At 61.6% G+C, this 18,998-nt stretch carries 16 protein-coding genes, 1 pseudogene and 1 riboswitch; of the genes and pseudogenes, 10 read left to right on the top strand and 7 right to left on the bottom strand.

Annotation, left to right across the window (positions count from 1 at the left end; translation table 11 throughout):
- The first annotated feature begins 154 nt into the window (after window positions 1-154).
- The 3 genes from ACP7B3_RS19145 to ACP7B3_RS19135 all read left to right on the top strand — a co-directional run bounded on the left by ACP7B3_RS19145 (window position 155) and on the right by ACP7B3_RS19135 (window position 3,326).
- Window positions 155-1,606: a mannose-1-phosphate guanylyltransferase/mannose-6-phosphate isomerase gene (locus ACP7B3_RS19145; RefSeq protein ID WP_119738428.1), complete on the top strand. Its 1,452-nt coding sequence runs from the start codon at window positions 155-157 to the stop codon at window positions 1,604-1,606.
- Window positions 1,607-2,034: 428 nt separating this feature from the next.
- The gene (locus ACP7B3_RS19140) at window positions 2,035-2,499 is read left to right on the top strand and encodes a multidrug transporter (RefSeq protein WP_106579538.1); all 465 of its coding nucleotides are present in this window, start codon (window positions 2,035-2,037) and stop codon (window positions 2,497-2,499) included.
- A 14-nt stretch (window positions 2,500-2,513) separates the two neighbouring features.
- A complete protein-coding gene (locus tag ACP7B3_RS19135; protein ID WP_145161259.1) occupies window positions 2,514-3,326 on the top strand; it encodes an SDR family oxidoreductase in 813 nt (270 codons plus the stop codon).
- Here ACP7B3_RS19135 and ACP7B3_RS19130 read toward each other — a convergent pair.
- Window positions 3,323-4,180: a LysR substrate-binding domain-containing protein gene (locus ACP7B3_RS19130; protein WP_426180226.1), complete on the bottom strand. Its 858-nt coding sequence runs from the start codon at window positions 4,178-4,180 to the stop codon at window positions 3,323-3,325. The two genes, ACP7B3_RS19135 and ACP7B3_RS19130, sit on opposite strands and share 4 nt — an antisense overlap.
- A gap of 111 nt (window positions 4,181-4,291) precedes the next feature.
- Here ACP7B3_RS19130 and ACP7B3_RS19125 point away from each other — a divergent pair, with 111 nt between their 5' ends.
- Both ACP7B3_RS19125 and ACP7B3_RS19120 read left to right on the top strand, forming a co-directional pair.
- A complete protein-coding gene (locus tag ACP7B3_RS19125; protein ID WP_426180224.1) occupies window positions 4,292-5,479 on the top strand; it encodes an MFS transporter in 1,188 nt (395 codons plus the stop codon).
- Window positions 5,472-5,873 carry a DUF4440 domain-containing protein gene (locus ACP7B3_RS19120; protein WP_426180222.1) on the top strand — a complete coding sequence of 134 codons (402 nt, stop codon included), beginning with the start codon at window positions 5,472-5,474 and terminating at the stop codon, window positions 5,871-5,873. Before ACP7B3_RS19125 ends, ACP7B3_RS19120 begins: the two co-directional genes overlap by 8 nt.
- A gap of 117 nt (window positions 5,874-5,990) precedes the next feature.
- On the opposite strand, the gene ACP7B3_RS19115 is transcribed toward ACP7B3_RS19120, so the two are convergent.
- Genes ACP7B3_RS19115 through ACP7B3_RS19100 form a run of 4 tightly spaced genes read right to left on the bottom strand, consistent with a single transcriptional unit; the run spans window position 5,991 to window position 10,751 of the window.
- Window positions 5,991-6,851 (bottom strand): efflux RND transporter periplasmic adaptor subunit, encoded by an 861-nt coding sequence (locus ACP7B3_RS19115; protein ID WP_404486977.1) that lies wholly within the window; start codon window positions 6,849-6,851, stop codon window positions 5,991-5,993.
- A gap of 10 nt (window positions 6,852-6,861) precedes the next feature.
- Window positions 6,862-7,062, bottom strand: a complete 201-nt coding sequence (locus ACP7B3_RS19110; RefSeq protein WP_119738415.1) for a DUF1656 domain-containing protein — start codon at window positions 7,060-7,062, stop codon at window positions 6,862-6,864.
- A complete protein-coding gene (locus tag ACP7B3_RS19105) occupies window positions 7,052-9,229 on the bottom strand; it encodes an FUSC family protein (protein WP_426180220.1) in 2,178 nt (725 codons plus the stop codon). Before ACP7B3_RS19105 ends, ACP7B3_RS19110 begins: the two co-directional genes overlap by 11 nt.
- 10 nt (window positions 9,230-9,239) lie before the next feature.
- Entirely contained in the window at window positions 9,240-10,751 is a 1,512-nt protein-coding gene (locus tag ACP7B3_RS19100; RefSeq protein WP_426180218.1) for an efflux transporter outer membrane subunit, read from the bottom strand.
- 182 nt (window positions 10,752-10,933) lie between these two features.
- On the opposite strand from ACP7B3_RS19100, the gene ACP7B3_RS19095 reads away from it, so the two are divergent.
- Window positions 10,934-11,902, top strand: a complete 969-nt coding sequence (locus ACP7B3_RS19095; protein ID WP_122719937.1) for a LysR family transcriptional regulator — start codon at window positions 10,934-10,936, stop codon at window positions 11,900-11,902.
- Between the two features lie 1,077 nt (window positions 11,903-12,979).
- Here ACP7B3_RS19095 and ACP7B3_RS19090 read toward each other — a convergent pair.
- Window positions 12,980-13,612 (bottom strand): LysE family translocator, encoded by a 633-nt coding sequence (locus ACP7B3_RS19090; protein WP_145165138.1) that lies wholly within the window; start codon window positions 13,610-13,612, stop codon window positions 12,980-12,982.
- Window positions 13,613-13,696: 84 nt separating this feature from the next.
- On the opposite strand from ACP7B3_RS19090, the gene ACP7B3_RS19085 reads away from it, so the two are divergent.
- From ACP7B3_RS19085 to ACP7B3_RS19075, 3 genes are all read left to right on the top strand, one after another.
- A complete protein-coding gene (locus ACP7B3_RS19085; protein WP_124416452.1) occupies window positions 13,697-14,662 on the top strand; it encodes a 2-hydroxyacid dehydrogenase in 966 nt (321 codons plus the stop codon).
- A gap of 30 nt (window positions 14,663-14,692) precedes the next feature.
- The gene (locus ACP7B3_RS19080; protein ID WP_426180215.1) at window positions 14,693-15,691 is read left to right on the top strand and encodes a methyltransferase; all 999 of its coding nucleotides are present in this window, start codon (window positions 14,693-14,695) and stop codon (window positions 15,689-15,691) included.
- A 50-nt stretch (window positions 15,692-15,741) separates the two neighbouring features.
- Window positions 15,742-15,863: riboswitch (yybP-ykoY riboswitch) on the top strand.
- An 88-nt stretch (window positions 15,864-15,951) separates the two neighbouring features.
- Complete coding sequence (locus tag ACP7B3_RS19075; protein ID WP_016974259.1) at window positions 15,952-16,536, top strand: TMEM165/GDT1 family protein; 585 nt, start codon at window positions 15,952-15,954, stop codon at window positions 16,534-16,536.
- A gap of 121 nt (window positions 16,537-16,657) precedes the next feature.
- On the opposite strand, the gene ACP7B3_RS19070 is transcribed toward ACP7B3_RS19075, so the two are convergent.
- The gene (locus ACP7B3_RS19070; RefSeq protein ID WP_145165144.1) at window positions 16,658-17,476 is read right to left on the bottom strand and encodes a M48 family metallopeptidase; all 819 of its coding nucleotides are present in this window, start codon (window positions 17,474-17,476) and stop codon (window positions 16,658-16,660) included.
- A gap of 228 nt (window positions 17,477-17,704) precedes the next feature.
- On the opposite strand from ACP7B3_RS19070, the pseudogene ACP7B3_RS19065 reads away from it, so the two are divergent.
- A pseudogene (locus ACP7B3_RS19065) lies at window positions 17,705-18,985 on the top strand (HAMP domain-containing protein); the annotation flags it as partial.
- Window positions 18,986-18,998: the final 13 nt, after the last annotated feature.

Genomic DNA, 18,998 nt, shown 5'->3' with positions numbered 1-18,998 from the left:
GCATCACTGCGGTGTAACTAAAACACCGAGTCGTCTGCATCGCAGGCAAGCCAGCTCCCACAAGGACCAGGGTGTCAGTTCAGACCGAGACAAAAACAAGAGTGAAACGACAAACCTTCGTAGCTCTGACCCAAATTGATTCAAGGAGAAACACATGATCCCAGTAATCCTTTCCGGTGGTAGCGGCTCACGTCTTTGGCCGCTTTCCCGCAAACAGTTCCCTAAGCAATTCCTGGCCCTGACCGGCGAGCACACGCTGTTCCAGCAAACCCTGGAGCGTCTGGTGTTCGAAGGCATGGACTCACCGATCGTGGTCTGCAATAAGGACCACCGTTTTATCGTCAACGAGCAACTGAGCACGCGTAAGCTCGAATGCCAGCGCATCCTGATGGAGCCGTTCGGTCGCAACACTGCGCCGGCCGTGGCCCTGACGGCGATGATGCTGGTCAACGAAGGCCGCGACGAGCTGATGCTGGTGCTGCCGGCCGACCACGTGATCGACGACCAGAAAGCCCTGCAACGCGCCCTGGCCCTGGCCACCGTGGCGGCCGAGCGTGGCGAGATGGTGCTGTTCGGCGTACCGGCCACCCGTCCGGAAACCGGTTATGGCTACATCAAGTCCACCAACGATTCGCTGCTGCCCGAAGGCGTGAGCCGCGTTGAACAGTTCGTCGAAAAACCCAATGAAAAACGCGCGGTCGAGTTCGTCAAAAGCGGCGGTTACTTCTGGAACAGCGGCATGTTTCTGTTCCGCGCCAGCCGCTTCCTCGAAGAGCTGAAAAAACACGATCCGGACATCTACGACACCTGCCTGTTGACCCTGGAACGTAGCGAGCAGACCGCAGACACCGTGACCTTCGACGAAGCCACCTTCGCCTGCTGCCCGGACAATTCCATCGACTACGCCGTGATGGAAAAAACCCAGCGCGCGTGCGTGGTACCGCTGAGTGCCGGCTGGAGCGACGTGGGTTGCTGGGCCTCGCTGTGGGCGGTCAACGATAAAGACATCCACGGTAACGTCAGCAAAGGCGACGTGGTGATCCAGGACAGCCGCAACTGCATGATTCACGGCAACGGCAAGCTGGTGTCGGTGATCGGCCTGGACAACATCGTGGTGGTGGAAACCAAGGACGCGATGATGATTGCCCACAAGGACAAGGTCCAGGGCGTCAAGCAGATGGTCAGCACCCTCAACGACCAGGGCCGCAGCGAAACCCAGAACCACTGCGAAGTCTATCGTCCGTGGGGCTCTTACGACTCGGTGGACATGGGCGGTCGCTTCCAGGTCAAGCACATCTCGGTCAAGCCGGGCGCGTGCCTGTCCCTGCAAATGCACCACCACCGCGCCGAGCACTGGATCGTGGTCAGCGGCACGGCCGAAGTCACCTGTGACGAGAACGTGTTCCTGCTCTGCGAGAACCAGTCCACCTACATCCCGATCGCCTCGGTGCACCGCCTGCGCAACCCGGGCAAGATCCCGTTGGAAATCATCGAAGTGCAATCGGGCAGCTACCTGGGCGAAGACGATATCGAGCGCTTCGAAGATATCTACGGGCGCTCCACGCCGGTTGAACGTGGCGTGTCGGTGAAAACTATCGCGCAGTAATACAGTCGTAGAAAGAAGCCCTCACCCAGCCCATTGCGTCCCCTATCCGCAGTGGGTTGGGTGGGGGCTTTTTTTGTGGGGTTTTGGGTGTTGCTGAAGGCCTCTTCGCAGGCAAGCCAGCTCCCACAGTTGACCGCATTCCAACGGATGTACCCGGTTAACTGTGGGAGCTGGCTTGCCTGCGATGGGCCGAGACCAGTTTGGTCTTGGTCGAGAGGCTTGCATCGAAGGGTTGCAGGCGGATTCTTCTGCTCAGTAAGTCAGTCATCGGGGGCAAGCCCCCCTCCCACCTTTTGATTTGTGAATGCAGTCGAAGGTGGGAGCTGGCTTGCCTGCGATGGCGTCCGCCCAGTCAACACTTATCTCAAGCTCGCCAATCCCACCTACGCTTAAGTTAGGATGCTCGTTCCCTATTCGAGGTGGTCTCCATGTTCTTCGGCGTTCTCCTGATCATCACCTGGCTGATCCTGCTGCTGCGCTACCCGGCCAAGGCGTTGCCGGTGTCGCTGGCCGCCGCTGTCGGCCTGGGCTGTGTGGCGATTTGGGTGGTGTGGCTGGACAGCCGCGAAGCCTCGCAACTGTCGCGCCTGGAACTGCGCATCAGCTATGCGCCGCAGGAATGCCCGCCAGACCGGCCGCTGAAACTGGTCCTGAGCAACGGCAACGACGTACCGCTGACCGAACTGCGCTGGCGCGTTGCAGCGTATGCACCGGGCGACTCCGTCAACCTGGCCGACAATGTCTACGCCGCTCCACGCTATCGCGGCCCCGGCGAGTTGCAGGCCGGCGCCACCTGGGACGACTGCCTGCCCACACCACCGCTGCGCCCCGGCTACCGCCCGCAAACCCTGGAATTTCGCGCCGAGCACCTGCAAGGCAGTTTCTCGGACTGACAAAGGATTGATTCATGCCCACTGTACTGATCACCGGCTGCTCCAGCGGCATCGGCCGCGCCCTGGCCGATGCCTTCAAAACCGCAGGCCATGAAGTGTGGGCCAGCGCCCGCCAGCCTGATGATGTGAGCGCCCTGGCTGCCGCCGGTTTCAAGGCCGTGCAACTGGACGTCAACGACGCCATGGCGCTCAAGGCGCTCGCCGAACAGATCGGCGGGCTGGACGTGCTGATCAACAATGCCGGCTACGGCGCCATGGGCCCGCTGCTCGACGGCGGCACCGAGGCCATGCAACGCCAGTTCGAAACCAATGTGTTTTCCATCGTCGGCGTGACCCAGGCGCTGTTTCCTGCCCTGCGCCGAGCCAAAGGCCTGGTGGTGAACATCGGCAGCGTCTCCGGCGTATTGGTGACACCGTTTGCCGGCGCCTACTGCGCCTCGAAAGCGGCAGTGCACGCGTTGAGCGACGCACTGCGCATGGAGCTGGCGCCATTTGGTGTGCGCGTGATGGAAGTGCAGCCGGGTGCTATCGACACGCATTTTGCGAAAAACGCCGGCGCCCAGGCCGAGCTGTTGATCAACGAAAAGTCACCGTGGTGGCCGTTGCGCGAAGGCATTCGTGCGCGCTCCCAGGCCTCGCAGAACAACCCGACCTCGGCCGAGCAATTCGCGGCGCAGGTATTAAAGGCCGTGCAACAGCCAACGCCGCCACGGCTGCTGCGCGCGGGCAATGGCTGCCGGGCGCTGCCACTGATGGCGGCCTTGGTGCCCAAGGCCCTGTTGGAAAAAGTCTTGAAGAAGCGCTTCGGCCTGTCGGGCTCGCTCTAGCCTTTCATGAAATCAATAAACGCCCGCACCTTCAGCGGCAAATGCCGCGTGTCCGGGTACATCGCATAAATCCCCTGTGGCGCAAAACGATGGTCCGCCAACAAGCGCACCAAGCGCCCCGCCGCCAGGTCATCCTGCACCAACCATTGCGGCAGCACCGCCACACCGTGGCCGCGCACGGCAAACGCCTGAAGCACGGCCGCACTGTCGGCCACCAGCGCAGTCGGGCCGGCGCGGTATTGATGCTCACCACCGGCCGGGTCGGTCAGGCTCAGTTCGGTCAAACGGCCATGGCCCAGCTTGGGCACCTGCTCCAACGCATCCAGCGTTTGAACCTCGGCAAACTCGGGCGCTGCCACTGCAAACACCTCAAAGGTCGACAACTGCACCGCACGGTGATTGGAGTCGAGCAGACGTCCCAGTCGAATCGCCACATCAAAGCGTTCCGAGATCAAATCGGCGTGGGTCGAGGAGGTGGATAAGTGAATGTTCAGGTCCGGGTGCAAGCGCCGAAAGGCCTCGATTGCAGGGGCAACCACCGCCAGCGCGTATTCGACTGTGGTGGTGATGCGCAACGTGCCTTTGAGCTGGGCATGTTCGGAGCGCGCCTCTTCCACCGCCAGGCGCGCTTCTTCAAGCATGCGTGTGCAGCGCAGATAAAAACGCTCGCCGGCATCGGTCAGCGCCAGTTGGCGGGTATTGCGGGTCAGCAGGGTCACGCCCAGCTCTGCTTCCAGGCGCTTGAGGTTGAAGCTGACCACGGCGCGGGTCTGGCCCAGCAAATCGGCCGCAGCGGTAAGCGAACCGGCTTCTACCACAGCCTTGAAGGTGTCGAATCGGTCCAGGCTGACCATCGGCCGCGCCCTCCTTTGTCAAAATATTTTTGACAAACTAACAGGCAAACCGGCGTAGCCCAAATCCTGCAAGCGGCCTACCCTGCGCGCTTCATTCGCAGGATCGCGTCCATGACCTACCGCTCGAAAGTCGCCTGGATCTTTTTATTCGGCTTTGCCCTGGACCTGGTGAACATGTTTGTCGCCACGGTCGCCTACCCGGACATCGCCCGCGAGCTGCACGCCTCGGTCACACAATTGGCCTGGATCAGCAATGCCTACATGCTTGGGTTGACCGTGATCATTCCCCTGAGCGTTTGGCTGGCGGCACTGATGGGCGAGCGAACACTGATCGCGGCGAGCCTGCTTTTATTCGCGGGGGCTTCGCTGATGGTCGGCCAGGCGAGTTCTATCGAAACCCTGATTGGCTGGCGGGCGCTGCAAGGCTTGGGCGGCGGACTGCTGATTCCCGTGGGCCAGGCCATGGCCTATCGGCATTTTCCAGCGGCAGAACGCAGCCAGTTGACGGCGCGGGTGATGTCGGTGGCGCTGCTGGTGCCGGCGCTGTCGCCGGCCCTGGGTGGGTTGATCGTCGACAGCCTGTCGTGGCGCTGGATCTTCTATGTCAACCTGCCGCTGGCGTTGATCACGTTGCTGCTGGCACTGCTGTGGATAAAACCTGACGCGCCTGCCACGGTGCGCCCGGCCCTGGACGTGGGCAGCATCTTCACGCAGATCCGTAGCCCGATGCTGCGCGTGGCGATGTTGGTCTATCTGTTCATCCCTGGCGTCTTTATCGGCACCAGCCTGATCGCCATCCTTTACTTGCGCGGCCTGGGCTACGACGCCACACGCACCGGCGCATTGATGTTGCCGTGGGCACTGGCATCAGCAATGGCGATTTACCTCAGCAAAAAACTGTTTAACCGTTGCGGCCCAAAACCGCTGTTGCTGGCGGGCATGGCCCTGCAATGCATCGGCATCCTGCTGCTGAACCAGCCGGCCTCAGTAATTCTTGCCTACGCTTTGATGGGCCTGGGCGGCAGCCTGTGCAGCAGCACCGCGCAGACCCTGGCGTTTCTCGACATTCCCGCCGAGCACATGGGCGACGCCAGCGCGTTGTGGAATATCAATCGACAAGTGAGTTTTTGCCTCGGCGCGGCGGCACTCAGTGCGTTGTTGTCGGCCTTGGATTCCTTCGCCATAACCTTCACGATAGCGGCAGCCCTGACACTGCTGCCCCTTTTTGCAGTGCTGCGCCTGGACGCTTCCAGAGTACGGACACTGCTTCACCCAGCCAACGAGCCCAGCCATGATTGATTACAGCGATTTTTTTGAGGAAGTGATCCAGACCCACGTCGAGATCGAGCAATGGTTTGCCGGCGTTGCGCCTGAAGGCACACTGGAAACCTTGCTGGCGCGCTTCTCACCCGAGTTCAGCATGGTCGCACCCGCCACCGGCACGCGGGTAAATGCGGCCGGGGTGGAAGCACTGTTCACGCGCCTTGGCGGTATGCGCCCGGGCTTGAAAATCACCTTGAGCGAGATGACCGGAATCGACCGCCATGCACGCGGCGCCACGGTGACTTACCGCGAACATCAGGTTGATGACAGCGGCACGCAGACTGATCGACGCGCCACCGTGGTGTTCGAGAAGCAGGCCAGCGGGGCGTTGCTGTGGCGCCATTTGCACGAAACCTTCATCAAGGCCTAACACGGTCAAATGTGGGAGCTGGCTTGCCTGCGATAGCGGTGGGTCAGCCATACATACTTCAACTGACAGTCCGCCATCGCAGGCAAGCCAGCTCCCACACAAGCCAGTTGCCACAGTTTAGTGTTGTGTTGGGTTGACGATCACCGTGCAAGTAATGCCCGCTGCCAACAGCACGCCCTCCGGCACTTCATCAATGTGAATGCGCACCGGCACGCGCTGGGCCAGGCGCACCCAGTTGAAGGTCGGGTTCACATCGGCGATCAGTTCGCGGCTCTCGGGGTTGTCACGGTCGTAGATGCCGCGCGAGATGCTTTCCACATGGCCCTTAAGGGTCTCGCCGCTCATCAATTGCATATCAGCTTTGTCACCGACTTTGACGTGGGGCAACTTGGTTTCTTCAAAGAAGCCATACACCCAGAACGAATTCATATCGACCACGGCCATTTTTGCTTCGCCGATGCGCGCGTAGTCGCCCCGGTGCACGTTGAGGTTGGTGACGTAACCATCCACCGCCGCCACCACTTGAGTGCGTTTCAAATTCAGCTCAGCCGCTTCCAGTTGCGCCAGTGCGTGCTGGTAATCGGCCAACGCCGAGTCGGCGATGTTGCTCGCGTCGTCGCGGTTTTCCTTGGAGATCACCAGGGCGTCGAGGTCGGCGCGGCGGTGGGCGTTGACCTTGCGCATCTCCCAAGTGGCCTTGCGCGAAGCCACCAGCGATTGCGCCTGCTTGACCGCGATGCGGTAGTGCTCGGGGTCGATCTGCATCAGCAGGTCGCCCTTTTTCACCAACTGGTTGTCACGCACCGGTACGTCTACCACTTCGCCGGTGACGTCGGCCGCCACGTTGATGATGTCGGCGCGCACGCGGCCATCGCGGGTCCACGGCGTCTCCATGTAGTGCACCCACAATGTGCGGCCAATCCAGATCGCCAAAGCCAGTACCAGCAAGGTCGCGAGCAGGCTGAAAAACTTTTTCATCGGGGCATTCTCAACGGTAGACGGTCAGCGCCAGGGCGCCGAACAAGCAAACGAACAGGCTCAGGCGCAGCAACGCCGGGTGCCAGAAAAAACGGTACAGGTCGAACCCGGCCAGGAAGCGGTCCAAGGCCCAGGCCAGCCCTGCGGCGATAAAAAACATCAGGGTCATGGTCGGCATGTAGACGCCGTGGAATGCGATTTCACGAGGCATTCGGGGATCCTTTGAGGGCGGCCAGGGGCGATTGCGGGTCCAGCAACGACGTGCGGATAAAGTGCAGGTAGCTTTTCACCCGGCGCAACGCCGAGGTGTCGAAGTGCGGGGCGAAGGGTTCATCGGTGGCCTGCACGCGGCTGATCGCATGGTCGACGGCAATCAACCCGCGCTCCAGGTTGCTGGCGCTCGGTTGCAGGAACAGCCGCACCAGCGAGCGGCCCATCACGCGGATCGCCTGGCGCCAGGGTTGCGACTCGGCATACGCCGGGTGCACCGGCAATATCGCCTGCTCCTTGCGCAACTCGATGATCGCGTGGCCGACTTCCAGCACCACAAACATCCAGCGCAGCAAGTCGCGTTGCACGTGCGGCTGGCCGACGGCGAGGCCGTAGGCCTGGTGCAGCAGGTCGCGGGTGCGGCTTTCAAAACTCGACGCCAGGCCCTTGAGCTTGCCGCTGATCGCGTACACCACCTGCTCGCGCAGGTCCTGCTCCAGGCGGCGCCACAACCAGCGGCTGTTCGGCGGCAGGATAATCGCGCCAGCTGCCGCGCACACCAGCATGCCAATGACCATGGCGATGTAGTCATTGATAAAGCTGTAAGGGTTGTAGACCGTCAGGTTGTCCGGCACCGAGCCGGTGCTGAAAAAGATCAGCAAGCCCACGCCGATGCCGGCGTATCGCGGGCGGGAGGCGAGGAACGAGCCGAAGATAATCACCGGCGCAAGCATCACGCACAGCAGCGGGAAGCCGTCGATCCACGGGAACACAAAGAACATTTCGACAAAGCCCACCAACGCGCCGATCAAGGTGCCGCAAGCCATCTGGAAGGCCATGCGTTTCGGGTTGGGCGTGGCGGCGGACAGGCCGACGGTGGCGGCGGCGATCAGGGTCATGGTCGCGCCGCTGGGCCAGGCGGTGGCCACCCAGTAACTGCCCAGCACGATCAGGATAAAGGACGCGCGAATCCCCGAAGCGGCGCAGGCCAGCCAGTTGGTTTTCGGCGTGTAGGCTTCGCTCCACTGCTCGCGCTCATGGCTGTGATCGGCCAGTGATGCGTGGGTCTGCGCGTAGTTGTGCAGGTCATCGACAAAGCGGTAAAGCAGCTCGTAGGCGGTATGAAAATCCAGCTGCTCGGCTTCACTCGGATTGCCTTGCTGAAAATTCGCACGCAGGCTGCGCACCTTGGCGGGCAGTCCATCCTTATAGGCGCTCAATTGATTGACCAGGCGCGCCGCATCGGGGCTGGTGAGCGCACGGCCGGAGAAACCGTCAAGGACTTCCGCCAGGTCTTGCAGGCCCGGTTTGATTGCCGCGGCGATGTGATCGGCTGCATCCGTGCGCAGCCGCTCAAGCAACTGGTGCAAGGCGTTGAAGCGCGTGGTGATGCTCATGAATTCGCTGTTGAGGCGACTCAGCCGGCCATTGCGCCGCCGCATGTGCGGGTCTTCAAATACGGTGACGCTGCGCAGCCCTTCCAGGCCCACGGCCTCGGCGATAAAGCGCACATTGCTGGCCTCGAACTCGTCACGCTGGCTGCGCCCACGCAGGCCGTCGGTGACAAACAGCGCGAACACGCCGAAGCGCTGGTACAAGGCGTTGCGCATCGCGGCGCTGCTGGTTTGTGGCAGGATCGCGGCGCTGACCAACGTCGAGCACAGTATCCCCAAAGAGATTTCCAGCACCCGCCACACCGCCGCCATAAAGGCCCCGTCCGGGTGGGCCAGCGCGGGCAAACCGACCATCGCCGCGGTGTAGCCTGCCAGCACAAACCCATAGGCGCGAAAGTTGCGATTACGCGTCGCACCGGCCGTGCAAATGCCCACCCAGATCGCCAACGCGCCGAGGAACAATTCGGTGTTCTGCGCAAACAAGGCGATCAACAAGACCATCACCGCCGACCCCGTCAGGGTGCCGAGGAAGCGGTAAAAACTCTTGGCGAAGACCTGGCCGCTCTGCGGTTGCATCACGATAAACACGGTGATCATCGCAGTGCGCGGTTGCGGCAGTTCCAGGCGCATCGCCAGCCACAACGTGAGGAACGCGGCGATCAGCACCTTGAAGATATAGACCCAGGTCACGCCATCGCTGCGTGCCCAGTCGAAAAAACCACGGCGCCACTCCAGGGAGTGCAACCAGCGCAGCGGTGCAGGCAAGGGTGTCATCAAATCCTACTCAGTGATCAAACACGGCAAGCGCCGTCGGGGTCTTGCTCGGGAGGGTCTTGGTGTCTGGCGGCACATCGTTGCCGGCGCCGAGCCCGCCGCCCAGGGCGGTGACCAGTTCTGCGTGGGCACTCAGGCGTGCGGCTTGCACCTGTTGTTCGATTTGCTGCTGGTGGAACAGCAAGGTCTGGGCGTTCAGCACGTTGAGGTAATCGGTGAGGCCGCGCTGGTAGGCGATCATCGCGATGTCGTAGGTTTTCTGCGCAGAGGCCACGGACTGCGCGGCGAAGGACGCCTGCTTGTCCATCGATTCGCGGCGGATCAACTGGTCGCTGATGCCCTTGAGCGCGTTGACCAGCGTCTGGTTGTACTTGGCCACGGCCAGGTCATAACCGGCGCTGGCTTCGCCCAGTTGCCCACGCAAACGACCGCCGTCGAAGATCGGCAAGGTGATCGCCGGGCCGACGTTGTAGTTGAATTTCTTGCCCGCCAGAAACTCCAGCAGGCCGCCGCCGGTGGCCATGTAGCCAAGGCTGCCGACCAGGTCGACGTTGGGGTAGAAGCCGGCGTGCGCGACGTCAATGCCACGGGCTTGCGCGGCGACCTGCCACCGACCGGCGACCACATCCGGGCGCTGGCCAAGCAATTGCGCCGGCAGGCTCGACGGCAATTTCAGCGGCGCGGCGAGGGACAAACTCGGACGTTGCAGTTGTGCACCCTCGCCCGGACCTTTGCCCGCCAAAGCAGCCAGTTGGTTGCGGCTCAGGGCGATGTCCTCGTCGAGCGCGTCGAGCTGGCGATGGGTCTCCGGCAACGGCGTTTCGGCCTGGCTGACGTCCAAGTGCGTACCGATCCCGGCGTTCAGGCGTTTATTGGCCAGGTCGAGAATCTGCTGCTGCTGGGCCAGGGTGGCGGCGACGATGTCGCGGTTGGCGTACTGCAAGGACAACTGGATGTAGGCGCGCACCACGTTGTTCTGCAATTCGAGCTGGGCCTGGCGCGCTTCGGCGGCGCTCATATGCGCCAGGTCGACAGCGCGCTCGCTGGCGTTGCTTTCGCTGCCCCACAGGTCGAGGGCATAGCTCAGGCCCAGGGACGAATTGTTGTCCCAGGTGGTTGTTCCACTCAACTCGCCGGGGCCGTAGAACTGATCCTTCGGCCAGTTGTGGCGTTTGAGGGTGGTGTCACTGTTGATCTGCAACGACTCGGCCGACTCGGCGATGCCGGCCATGGCCCGCGCCTCACGCACCCGCGCGGCGGCCATGGCCAGGCTCGGGCTGTTTTGCGTGGCAAGTTGCACCCACTGATTGAGTTGCGGATCGCCATAGGCTTGCCACCATTGCGTGGTGGGCCAGTGGGCGTCGTGGGCGGCGCTCTGGATGGCTTCGTCGGTGGCCAGGTTATTGGCGTTGAGGGCCCGGCCTTGGGGGGCGATTCCTCCGGTTCCGATGCAGCCGCTGATTGCTAACGATAAGGCCCAAACACTGAGAGTCTTCAGCTCTCTGATGATGCGACGCGGCACGGCAAGCGTATTCCTGAGGTGGTGTTGCGCAAGAGGTGGCGCAATTCTAGGGGGCGCCATGGGGAACGATAAGCTGGCATTCCTGTGAATCTTTGTTACCGTTCAAGCGATAATCCGTTGGTAGGGATCACTGGACGGCGTAACTTTCTGTCACAATTTGCTATCTCCCCTGAGAACACTCCATGGACACTTTGCAAAACATGCGCGCGTTCAGTTGCGTGGCCGAAGCTGGCAGCTTCACCGCCGCCGCCGTGCAACTGGACACCACCACGGCCAACGTCTCGCGCGCGGTCTCCAACCTGGAAGCCCATCTGCAAACCCGCTTGCTCAACCGCACCACCCGCCGCATCGCACTGACCGAAGCCGGTAAACGCTATTTGCTGCGTTGCGAGCAGATCCTCGCCTACGTGGAAGAAGCCGAAGCCGAAGCCAGCGACGCGCACGCGCGGCCGGCCGGGCAGTTGAAAGTGCACACCATGACCGGGATCGGCCAGCATTTCGTGATTGACGCCATTGCCCGCTACCGCCGTACGCATCCCGACGTGACATTCGACCTGACCCTGGCCAACCGCGTGCCGGACTTGCTCGATGAGGGCTACGACGTGTCGATCGTGCTGGCCAGTGAATTGCCGGACTCGGGGTTTGTGTCCCAGCGGCTGGGCATTACCTACAGCATCGCGTGTGCGTCGCCGGATTACGTCAAGACCAAGGGCTGCGCACAACGGCCGCAGGATTTGCTCAACCATGCGTGCCTGCGGTTGGTGAGCCCGGTGATCCAGCTGGATAAATGGACCTTCAACGGGCCGGAAGGCCAGGAAAGTGTGGCGATCAATACGTCGCCGTTTCTGGTCAATTCGGCGGACGCGATGAAAACGGCGATCACCAGTGGCATGGGCGTGGGTTTGTTGCCGGTGTATGCGGCTATCGAGGGGTTGCGTAACGGCACGCTGGTGCGGGTGATGCCTAACTACCGTTCGCAAGAGCTGAACTTGTATGCCATCTACCCGTCGCGCCAGTACCTGGATGCGAAGATCAAGACGTGGGTTGAATATCTGCGCGGGTCGTTGCCCGAGATTCTGGCGGCGCATCAGGCGGAATTGGTGGCGTATGAGTTGAGTGGGAGCCTTAGCGGGGCGCGGTTGGCTAACTGACTGGGCTTTGGGGTTGGGCTTTGGGCTTTGGGCTTTGGGCTTTGGGGGCATATCCGTTATTTGGGTGATGGCGGGTATGGGTTCCGCTCTTACAGCGGGTCACTTTTGAAAAGAGCCCAAAAGTAACCAAAAGGCTCTTGCCCCACCACTCGGCACCTCGCTTAGGCTCGGTGTGCCCTCACTCCGGCTTGAATCCGTGGGCCGCCGTGACGGGCCATCCATGGCCCAACACGGCTAACCCGGCGTCCTGCCGGGTTACCCACGGATTCAAGCCTGCGTTCGGCCAGCGTGGTTTAACGGGGCGCCTAAGATCAAAGTCAAAAGCAGATCAAGATCAAAAGCAGAGCACGGCGGCCTAGTAGCCGACCTGAGTGGTTAGATCAAAAGCGAAAGCGAGGCGGCCTGACAGCCGACCTGATTCTGGAAGCTGAACTCAATCAAATGTGGGAGCTGGCTTGCCTGCGATGGCATCAACCCGGTGTACCTGATAGACCGCGGTGCCTGCATCGCAGGCAAGCCAGCTCCCACAGAAAAGCAAAAGCACTGTGATGCTGGCAGCTGAACTCGGTCAACTTTTGGGAGCGGGCTTGCTCGCGAAGGCGGTGTGCCAGTGACACATGAGCTGACTGATCCACCGCATTCGCGGGCAAGCCCGCTCCCACATTTGGAGCTCAGTGCATCAGATAGAGGTGTGTTGCTGTGCTGTTGCCCTGCTTTTGCTTCAACCACTCAGGTCGGCTACTAGGCCGCCGTGCTCTGCTTTTGATCTTGATTTTGATCTGACAGGCCCCGTCAACCACGCTGGCCGAACGCAGGCTTGAATCCGTGGGTAACCCGGCAGGACGCCGGGTTAGCCGCGTTGGGCCATGGATGGCCCGTCGCGGCGGCCCACGGATTCAAGCCGGAGTGAGGGAATGCCGAGCCTAGGCGAGGTGCCGAGTGGTGGGGCAAAGACCTTTTGGTTACTTTTGGGGCGTTTGCCAAAAGTGACCCGCTGTAAGAGCGGAACCACCAGCCGCCGTTACCGCAGCAACGGATATGTCCCCCCCTCCCACAGCACAAACCAAACCCCACCCCTCACTTCATACTCGTAAACGCAAGCTTCACACCAATCGCAATCAAAACCGCCCCCATGGTCCGATCAAACCAATGCCCCATCCTCGCAAATCCCGCGCGTACCCGCTGCTGACTGAACAACATAGCCACCAGGCAAAACCACAACGCCGTCGCCACCGCCAGGTACACACCGTATCCAGCCTGGATCGCCAGCGGCGTGTGCGGGTTGATCACCACCGTAAACAGCGACAGAAAAAACAGCGTGGCCTTGGGGTTCAAACCATTGGTCACAAACCCCGCAGTAAACGCCGCGCGCGGAGTGCGCTCACCCACTTCAGGCTGCAACTCACCCTCGGCAACCGGCTTGGCCGGCTGCGCGCGCAACGCTTTGAAACCGATGTACAGCAAGTACGCCGCCGCCGCCCACTTCAGCGCGTTAAACAGCACGATGGACTGCGACACGATCAAACCGATCCCCAGCAGCGAGTAGCCCACGTGCAGGAAAATCGCCGAGCCCACCCCCAGCGCGGTCCAGGTGCCGGCGCGACGGCCATGGGTCACACTCTCGCGCACCACAACAGCGAAATCCGGGCCGGGGCTGGCCACCGCCAATAAGTGAATCAAGGCTACGGTCAAAAACTCGGCGGCGTACATGCTCACTCCATTAAGTAACTGATTATTTCATCTGATAGGCTCGGCAGATTACGCCTTCGAACCCTGTCGCAAAAGGTACAGTTGATGACGAACAATCGCCGCGCCGTCTTCCTTGATCACCCGTCCCTGGACCTTGGGGACCTGGACCTCAGCGAATTGCGCAACAGCTTCAGCGACCTGCAACTTTACGCGCACACCACGCCGCAGAATGTGGTCGAGCGCCTGCAAGGCGCCCAAGTGGTCATCAGCAACAAGATCGCGCTGAATACCGAAACGCTGCAAGCCTGCCCCGAACTCAAGCTGATCCTGGTCTCGGCCACCGGCACCAACAACGTCGACCTCGCCGCCGCCCGCGCCCATGGCATTACGGTGAGCAACTGCCAGGGCTACGGTACGCCGTCGGTGGCGCAGCACACGATCATGCTGTTGCTGAATCTGGCGACACGCCTGAACGACTACCAACGCGACGTCAGCGCGGGCAAATGGCAACAAGCCAAGCAGTTCTGCCTGCTGGACTACCCGATTGTCGAGCTGGAGGGCAAAACCCTCGGCCTGCTCGGCCATGGCGAACTGGGCAGCGCCGTCGCGCGCCTGGCCGAAGCCTTCGGCATGCGCGTGGTGCTCGGCGCGATTCCGGGCCGCCCTGCCCGCGCTGACCGCGTGCCCCTGGATGAACTGCTCGCGCAAGTCGACGCGCTGACCCTGCACTGCCCGCTCAATGAACACACCCGCGACTTTATCGGCGCCCGCGAATTGGCACTGCTCAAGCCCGGCGCGTTTATCGTCAACACCGCACGCGGTGGCTTGATCAACGAACAAGCCCTGGCGGATGCGTTGCGCAGCGGCCATCTGGGCGGTGCGGCCACCGATGTGCTGAGCGTGGAGCCACCGGTCAATGGCAACCCGCTGCTGGCCGGCGACATTCCTCGCTTGATCGTGACGCCCCACAACGCCTGGGGCAGTCGCGAAGCGCGGCAGCGCATCGTTGGCCAACTGGCGGAAAACGCCCGCGGCTTTTTCAACGGCACCCCGCTGCGCGTCGTCAGTTGATAAACTGCGCCCCTTTTCAAGGAGCAGACCATGGATCCGCGCAGTGAAGTACTGCTTCGTCAGGCCGAACTTTTTCAAGGCAACCTGCTGCTGGTAGGTTTGCCCGCCGACGATTTGCTCGGCCGCCTGCCCAATGCCCACGGCTGGAGCTGGCATGCCGGCGACCAGGCGGCGCTCGATGCGCGCTTCCCCGAGCGCAGCCATTTCGGCGTAAACGCGCCCGAGCGCGATTTTGATGCGGCGGTGATTTTCCTGCCCAAGTCCAAGGACCTCACCGACTACCTGCTCAACGCCGTGGCCGCACGCCTGCCTGGCGCCGAGCTGTTTCTGGTCGGCGAGAAAAAAGGCGGTATCGAAAGCGCCGCCAAGCAGATGATTCCGTTCGGCAAGCCCCGCAAGCTCGACAACGCGCGACACTGCCAGCTGTGGCAGGTCACCGTGGCCAATGCCCCGCAAGCGGTCGAACTGGAAAGCCTGGCGCAGGTGTTTGACGTGCCGCTGGCCGAAGGACCGCTCAAGGTTATGAGCCTGCCGGGCGTGTTCAGCCACGGTCGCCTGGATCGCGGCACCGAGCTGTTGCTTGCACACCTGGACAAGCTGCCCAGCGGGCACTTGCTCGACTTTGGCTGCGGCGCGGGCGTGCTGGGCGCTGCGGTCAAGCGTCGCTACCCGCACAACACGGTGACAATGCTTGACGTGGATGCGTTCGCCGCCGCCAGCAGCCGCCTGACCTTGGCGGCCAATGGCCTGGAAGCCGAGGTGTTGACCGGTGACGGCATCGACGCCGCGCCGATGGGTTTAAACGCGATTTTGAGCAACCCGCCGTTCCATGTCGGCGTGCACACTGACTATTTCGCCACGGAAAACTTGCTGCGAAAAGCGGCGAAACACCTCGCAAAAGGCGGCGAACTGCGCTTGGTGGCCAACAGTTTCCTCAAGTACCAACCGCTGATCGAAGAGCACTTGGGCGTGTGTGCAATCAAGGCCGAAGGCAATGGTTTTCGCATTTATCGTGCCAAACGCGGCTGATGGCTTTTTGAAAAAGAAGGCTTGCCGAATGGGTTTTGCCTAGGCAGAATCCGCTCCGTCCTAGGGGAGTAGTCTCCCACGAGCGCCATGCTCGTCCGGCATACGTCAACATACTTGGTCAGCAGACCATGGCGTATGCGACCCAGGAGTCCGCACAGACGGACCGGGGTTTGACAAGACCTATGACACGCACACCTTACCCGGGGCGGGAAGGCTGTACGTGTCATAGCCGTGTCGACCCGCCCCTGGAAACTTACCTGATGCTGGATTCATTACTCGTTCCTACCGCAATCGTTGCCCTGGCCGAAATCGGCGACAAGACGCAACTGCTCGCGCTCATCCTTGCTGCTCGCTTCCGCAAGCCCTGGCCCATCATCGCCGGCATCGTCGCCGCGACCCTGGCCAACCATGCGGCCGCCGGTGCCGTGGGGGCCTGGTTCGGCAGCTTCTTCTCGGATGCGGTGTTGCACTGGATCCTCGCCGCGAGCTTCTGCGCCACGGCGCTGTGGACCCTGGTGCCGGACAAACTTGACGACGACGAAGCCAGTACCACGCGTAAATTCGGGCCGTTCCTGACCACGCTGATTGCGTTCTTCCTCGCCGAAATCGGTGACAAGACGCAGATCGCCACGGTGATGCTGGCCGCGCAATACCCTGAGCTGTGGCTAGTGATTATCGGCACCACCCTGGGCATGCTGATTGCCAACGTGCCGGTGGTTCTGGCGGGGAATTTTGCCGCGGAAAAACTGCCGTTGACCTTGATTCGTCGACTGGCGGCTACGGCGTTCTTCGTTCTGGCGGTGGTGGCGGTGTACAAGGCCATGCAAAGCAGCGGCTGGATCTAGACCTGTAACCCCAATCCGATGTGAGCGCTGACTTGCCTGCGATAGCATCAACTCGGTATTTCTGAATGACCGAGCCGCCTGCATCGCAGGCAAGCCAGCTCCCACATGGGTCCGCGTTAACTCAGGATTTTTTGGCCTGCTGGTAAAGCGGCATTACTTTCGGAATCGCCGCCTGCAACGAGGCGATTCGGCTGTCGGAGGCCGGGTGTGTGCTCATGAACTCCGGCGGCGCACCTTCCGAAGCCTTGGCCATCTTGTTCCACAACGTGATGGCCGCGTTCGGGTTGTAGCCGGCTCGGGCCGAGAGTTCCAGGCCGATCAGGTCGGCTTCGTTTTCATTGGCGCGGCTGTTGGGCAGCGTCATGCCGTAGTTGGCCACCGTATCGGCCAGCGCCAGGCTGTCCTGGCCCAGGCCGAACAAGGCACCGGCGCCCTGCTTGGCCATCTCGATGCCGTAGGCCTTGGACATGGCTTCACGGCCATGTTCGCGCAAGGCGTGAGCGATTTCATGGCCCATCACCGCGGCCAGTTCGTCATCGGTGAGCTTGAGGTTGTCGATCAACGCGCTGTACACAAAGATCTTGCCGCCAGGCCCGCAATTGGCGTTCATCTCATCGCTTTTGATCAGGTTCACTTCCCACTTCCACTGCGCCGCATCCGGGCGAAAGGTCGGCGCCTGGGCGATCAGTCGATTGGCGATGGCCTGCACGCGCTTGGCGTTGGCACTGGTCTTGTCGAGCATGCCTTTGCCGCTCGCCTCACCCAGCGTCTGCTGGTAGGACTGGGCATACATCTGGTCGACTTCCTGACTCGACAACATGCTGAACATGTACTGCTTGCGCTCTACCCCGACGGCGCCGCCGCTGGTGGTGTTTACCGACTGGCAACCCGCCAGCAGCATTGCCGCAACCAAACCACTTACCGCCAATGACTTCTTCATGAACACGCTCCCTGAAAACATGGCGCGTATCCTAGGCGCTCATGTGTATCGGCGCCAGATACAACAGACGTGTAACCGCTAACTTTCAGATACATCCCACATACCCACAGCGGCGGCCACCAGTCCATTTGCGACATTCGGCACTATTTCGCCCGCCAAGCCTTAAGCCTCCCGAGCCCGTGGCCGATACACAAAGGCAGCCCACCTGCCCTTGCGCCCGGAGCGTTCATGAAATTCAAGTCGATTCAGTTTTCTGTCGCAGCACTGACCGGCGCCATTGTGCTGAGTGTGGTCGCTGTCCTGGTGCTTTACGCGGTGTTCGCCGGCGCGCGCACCCAGGAACTGGTGCAGCAACGCACCCAGGCGCAGTTCGAGCAGATCATAGAGCAACGGCTCACCGCCCTGGCGCAAACCCAGGCCACGTTGATCCAGCGTGAATTGGAAGCGCCATTGGTGACCGCCAAAGGCCTGGCCACAGCCAACGCCCTGCTCGGCATGAAAGACGCCAAGGGCGAACCGGCCTTGCAAGTGGGCCGCGAACAACTGATCAACCTGCTGCACGAAACCGTGGTGCGCAACCCGAAAATCCTCGGCGCCTATATCGGCTGGGAGCCCAATGCGATCGACCACAACGACGCCGCCTACGTGAATACGCCGATCGTCGGCATGGCCGCCGACGGGCGCTTCCTGCCGTGGTGGTACCGCAACGCCGATGGCAGCCTGGGCCTGGATAAACTCGCCGACGTCAACGACCAGAACATCCTCGCCACCGGCGTGCGCGCCAGTGAGTACTACCTGTGCTCCAAAGAAAGCAAGAAGCCCTGCGCCATCGACCCTGCGCCTTACAAGGTCGGCAATGCGATGGTAATGCTGGCCTCGTTTATCGAACCGATCATGATCGACGGTACCTTCCAGGGCATCGTCGGCGCCGACCTGTCGGTGAACTTCATCCAGGACATGCTCACCCGCGCCGACCAGAACCTCTACAACGGCGCTGGCGAAATGGCGCTGATTTCCAACAATGGTCGCCTGGTGGCCTACACCAAGGACGCGAGCAAGCTGGGCGAAAAAGCCACTGACTTGCTCGACAGCAACGAGCTGGCCAATCTCGGCCAGTTGAAAGTCGGCGAAGTGCGCTACGACATCGACAAGGAACACGGGCACATCGAGCTGTTCCTGCCCTTCAACATCGGCCAGGCCGACGCACGCTGGACGTTGATGCTGCAACTGCCACTGAGCGCGGTGATGGCCGATTCGCAAAAACTGCAAAGCGACCTGCAAGCCCAGCGCAAGACCGACACCTTCGGCATGGCCATGGTGGGCCTGTTGATTGCCGGCATCGGTTTGCTGGTGATCTGGCTGGTGGGCCACGGCATCGCCCGCCCACTCAAGCAAATGGTGGCCATGCTCAATGACATCGCACAGGGCGAAGGCGACCTGACGCGCCGCCTGACCAGTGACCGCGCCGACGAACTGGGCGCGATTGCCACTGGCTTCAATACCTTCCTGATCAAGCTGCAGG

It is taken from the genome of Pseudomonas sp. TWRC1-2, assembly GCF_049896685.1.
GTDB lineage: Bacteria > Pseudomonadota > Gammaproteobacteria > Pseudomonadales > Pseudomonadaceae > Aquipseudomonas.
Note: the sequence above shows the minus strand (reverse complement) of the source record. Positions and strands in the feature narration are given on the sequence as shown.

Bases quoted from the DNA above. Each gene is read 5' to 3' on its own strand.
- ACP7B3_RS19080 (WP_426180215.1), top strand. From the start codon at position 14,693: ATGGATCCGCGCAGTGAAGTACTGCTTCGTCAGGCCGAACTTTTTCAA.
- ACP7B3_RS19125 (WP_426180224.1), top strand. From the start codon at position 4,292: ATGACCTACCGCTCGAAAGTCGCCTGGATCTTTTTATTCGGCTTTGCC.
- ACP7B3_RS19140 (WP_106579538.1), top strand. From the start codon at position 2,035: ATGTTCTTCGGCGTTCTCCTGATCATCACCTGGCTGATCCTGCTGCTG.
- ACP7B3_RS19095 (WP_122719937.1), top strand. From the start codon at position 10,934: ATGGACACTTTGCAAAACATGCGCGCGTTCAGTTGCGTGGCCGAAGCT.
- ACP7B3_RS19075 (WP_016974259.1), top strand. From the start codon at position 15,952: ATGCTGGATTCATTACTCGTTCCTACCGCAATCGTTGCCCTGGCCGAA.
- ACP7B3_RS19120 (WP_426180222.1), top strand. From the start codon at position 5,472: ATGATTGATTACAGCGATTTTTTTGAGGAAGTGATCCAGACCCACGTC.
- ACP7B3_RS19115 (WP_404486977.1), bottom strand. From the start codon at position 6,851: ATGAAAAAGTTTTTCAGCCTGCTCGCGACCTTGCTGGTACTGGCTTTG.
- ACP7B3_RS19110 (WP_119738415.1), bottom strand. From the start codon at position 7,062: ATGCCTCGTGAAATCGCATTCCACGGCGTCTACATGCCGACCATGACC.
- ACP7B3_RS19070 (WP_145165144.1), bottom strand. From the start codon at position 17,476: ATGAAGAAGTCATTGGCGGTAAGTGGTTTGGTTGCGGCAATGCTGCTG.
- ACP7B3_RS19085 (WP_124416452.1), top strand. From the start codon at position 13,697: ATGACGAACAATCGCCGCGCCGTCTTCCTTGATCACCCGTCCCTGGAC.
- ACP7B3_RS19145 (WP_119738428.1), top strand. From the start codon at position 155: ATGATCCCAGTAATCCTTTCCGGTGGTAGCGGCTCACGTCTTTGGCCG.
- ACP7B3_RS19105 (WP_426180220.1), bottom strand. From the start codon at position 9,229: ATGACACCCTTGCCTGCACCGCTGCGCTGGTTGCACTCCCTGGAGTGG.
- ACP7B3_RS19130 (WP_426180226.1), bottom strand. From the start codon at position 4,180: ATGGTCAGCCTGGACCGATTCGACACCTTCAAGGCTGTGGTAGAAGCC.
- ACP7B3_RS19090 (WP_145165138.1), bottom strand. From the start codon at position 13,612: ATGTACGCCGCCGAGTTTTTGACCGTAGCCTTGATTCACTTATTGGCG.
- ACP7B3_RS19135 (WP_145161259.1), top strand. From the start codon at position 2,514: ATGCCCACTGTACTGATCACCGGCTGCTCCAGCGGCATCGGCCGCGCC.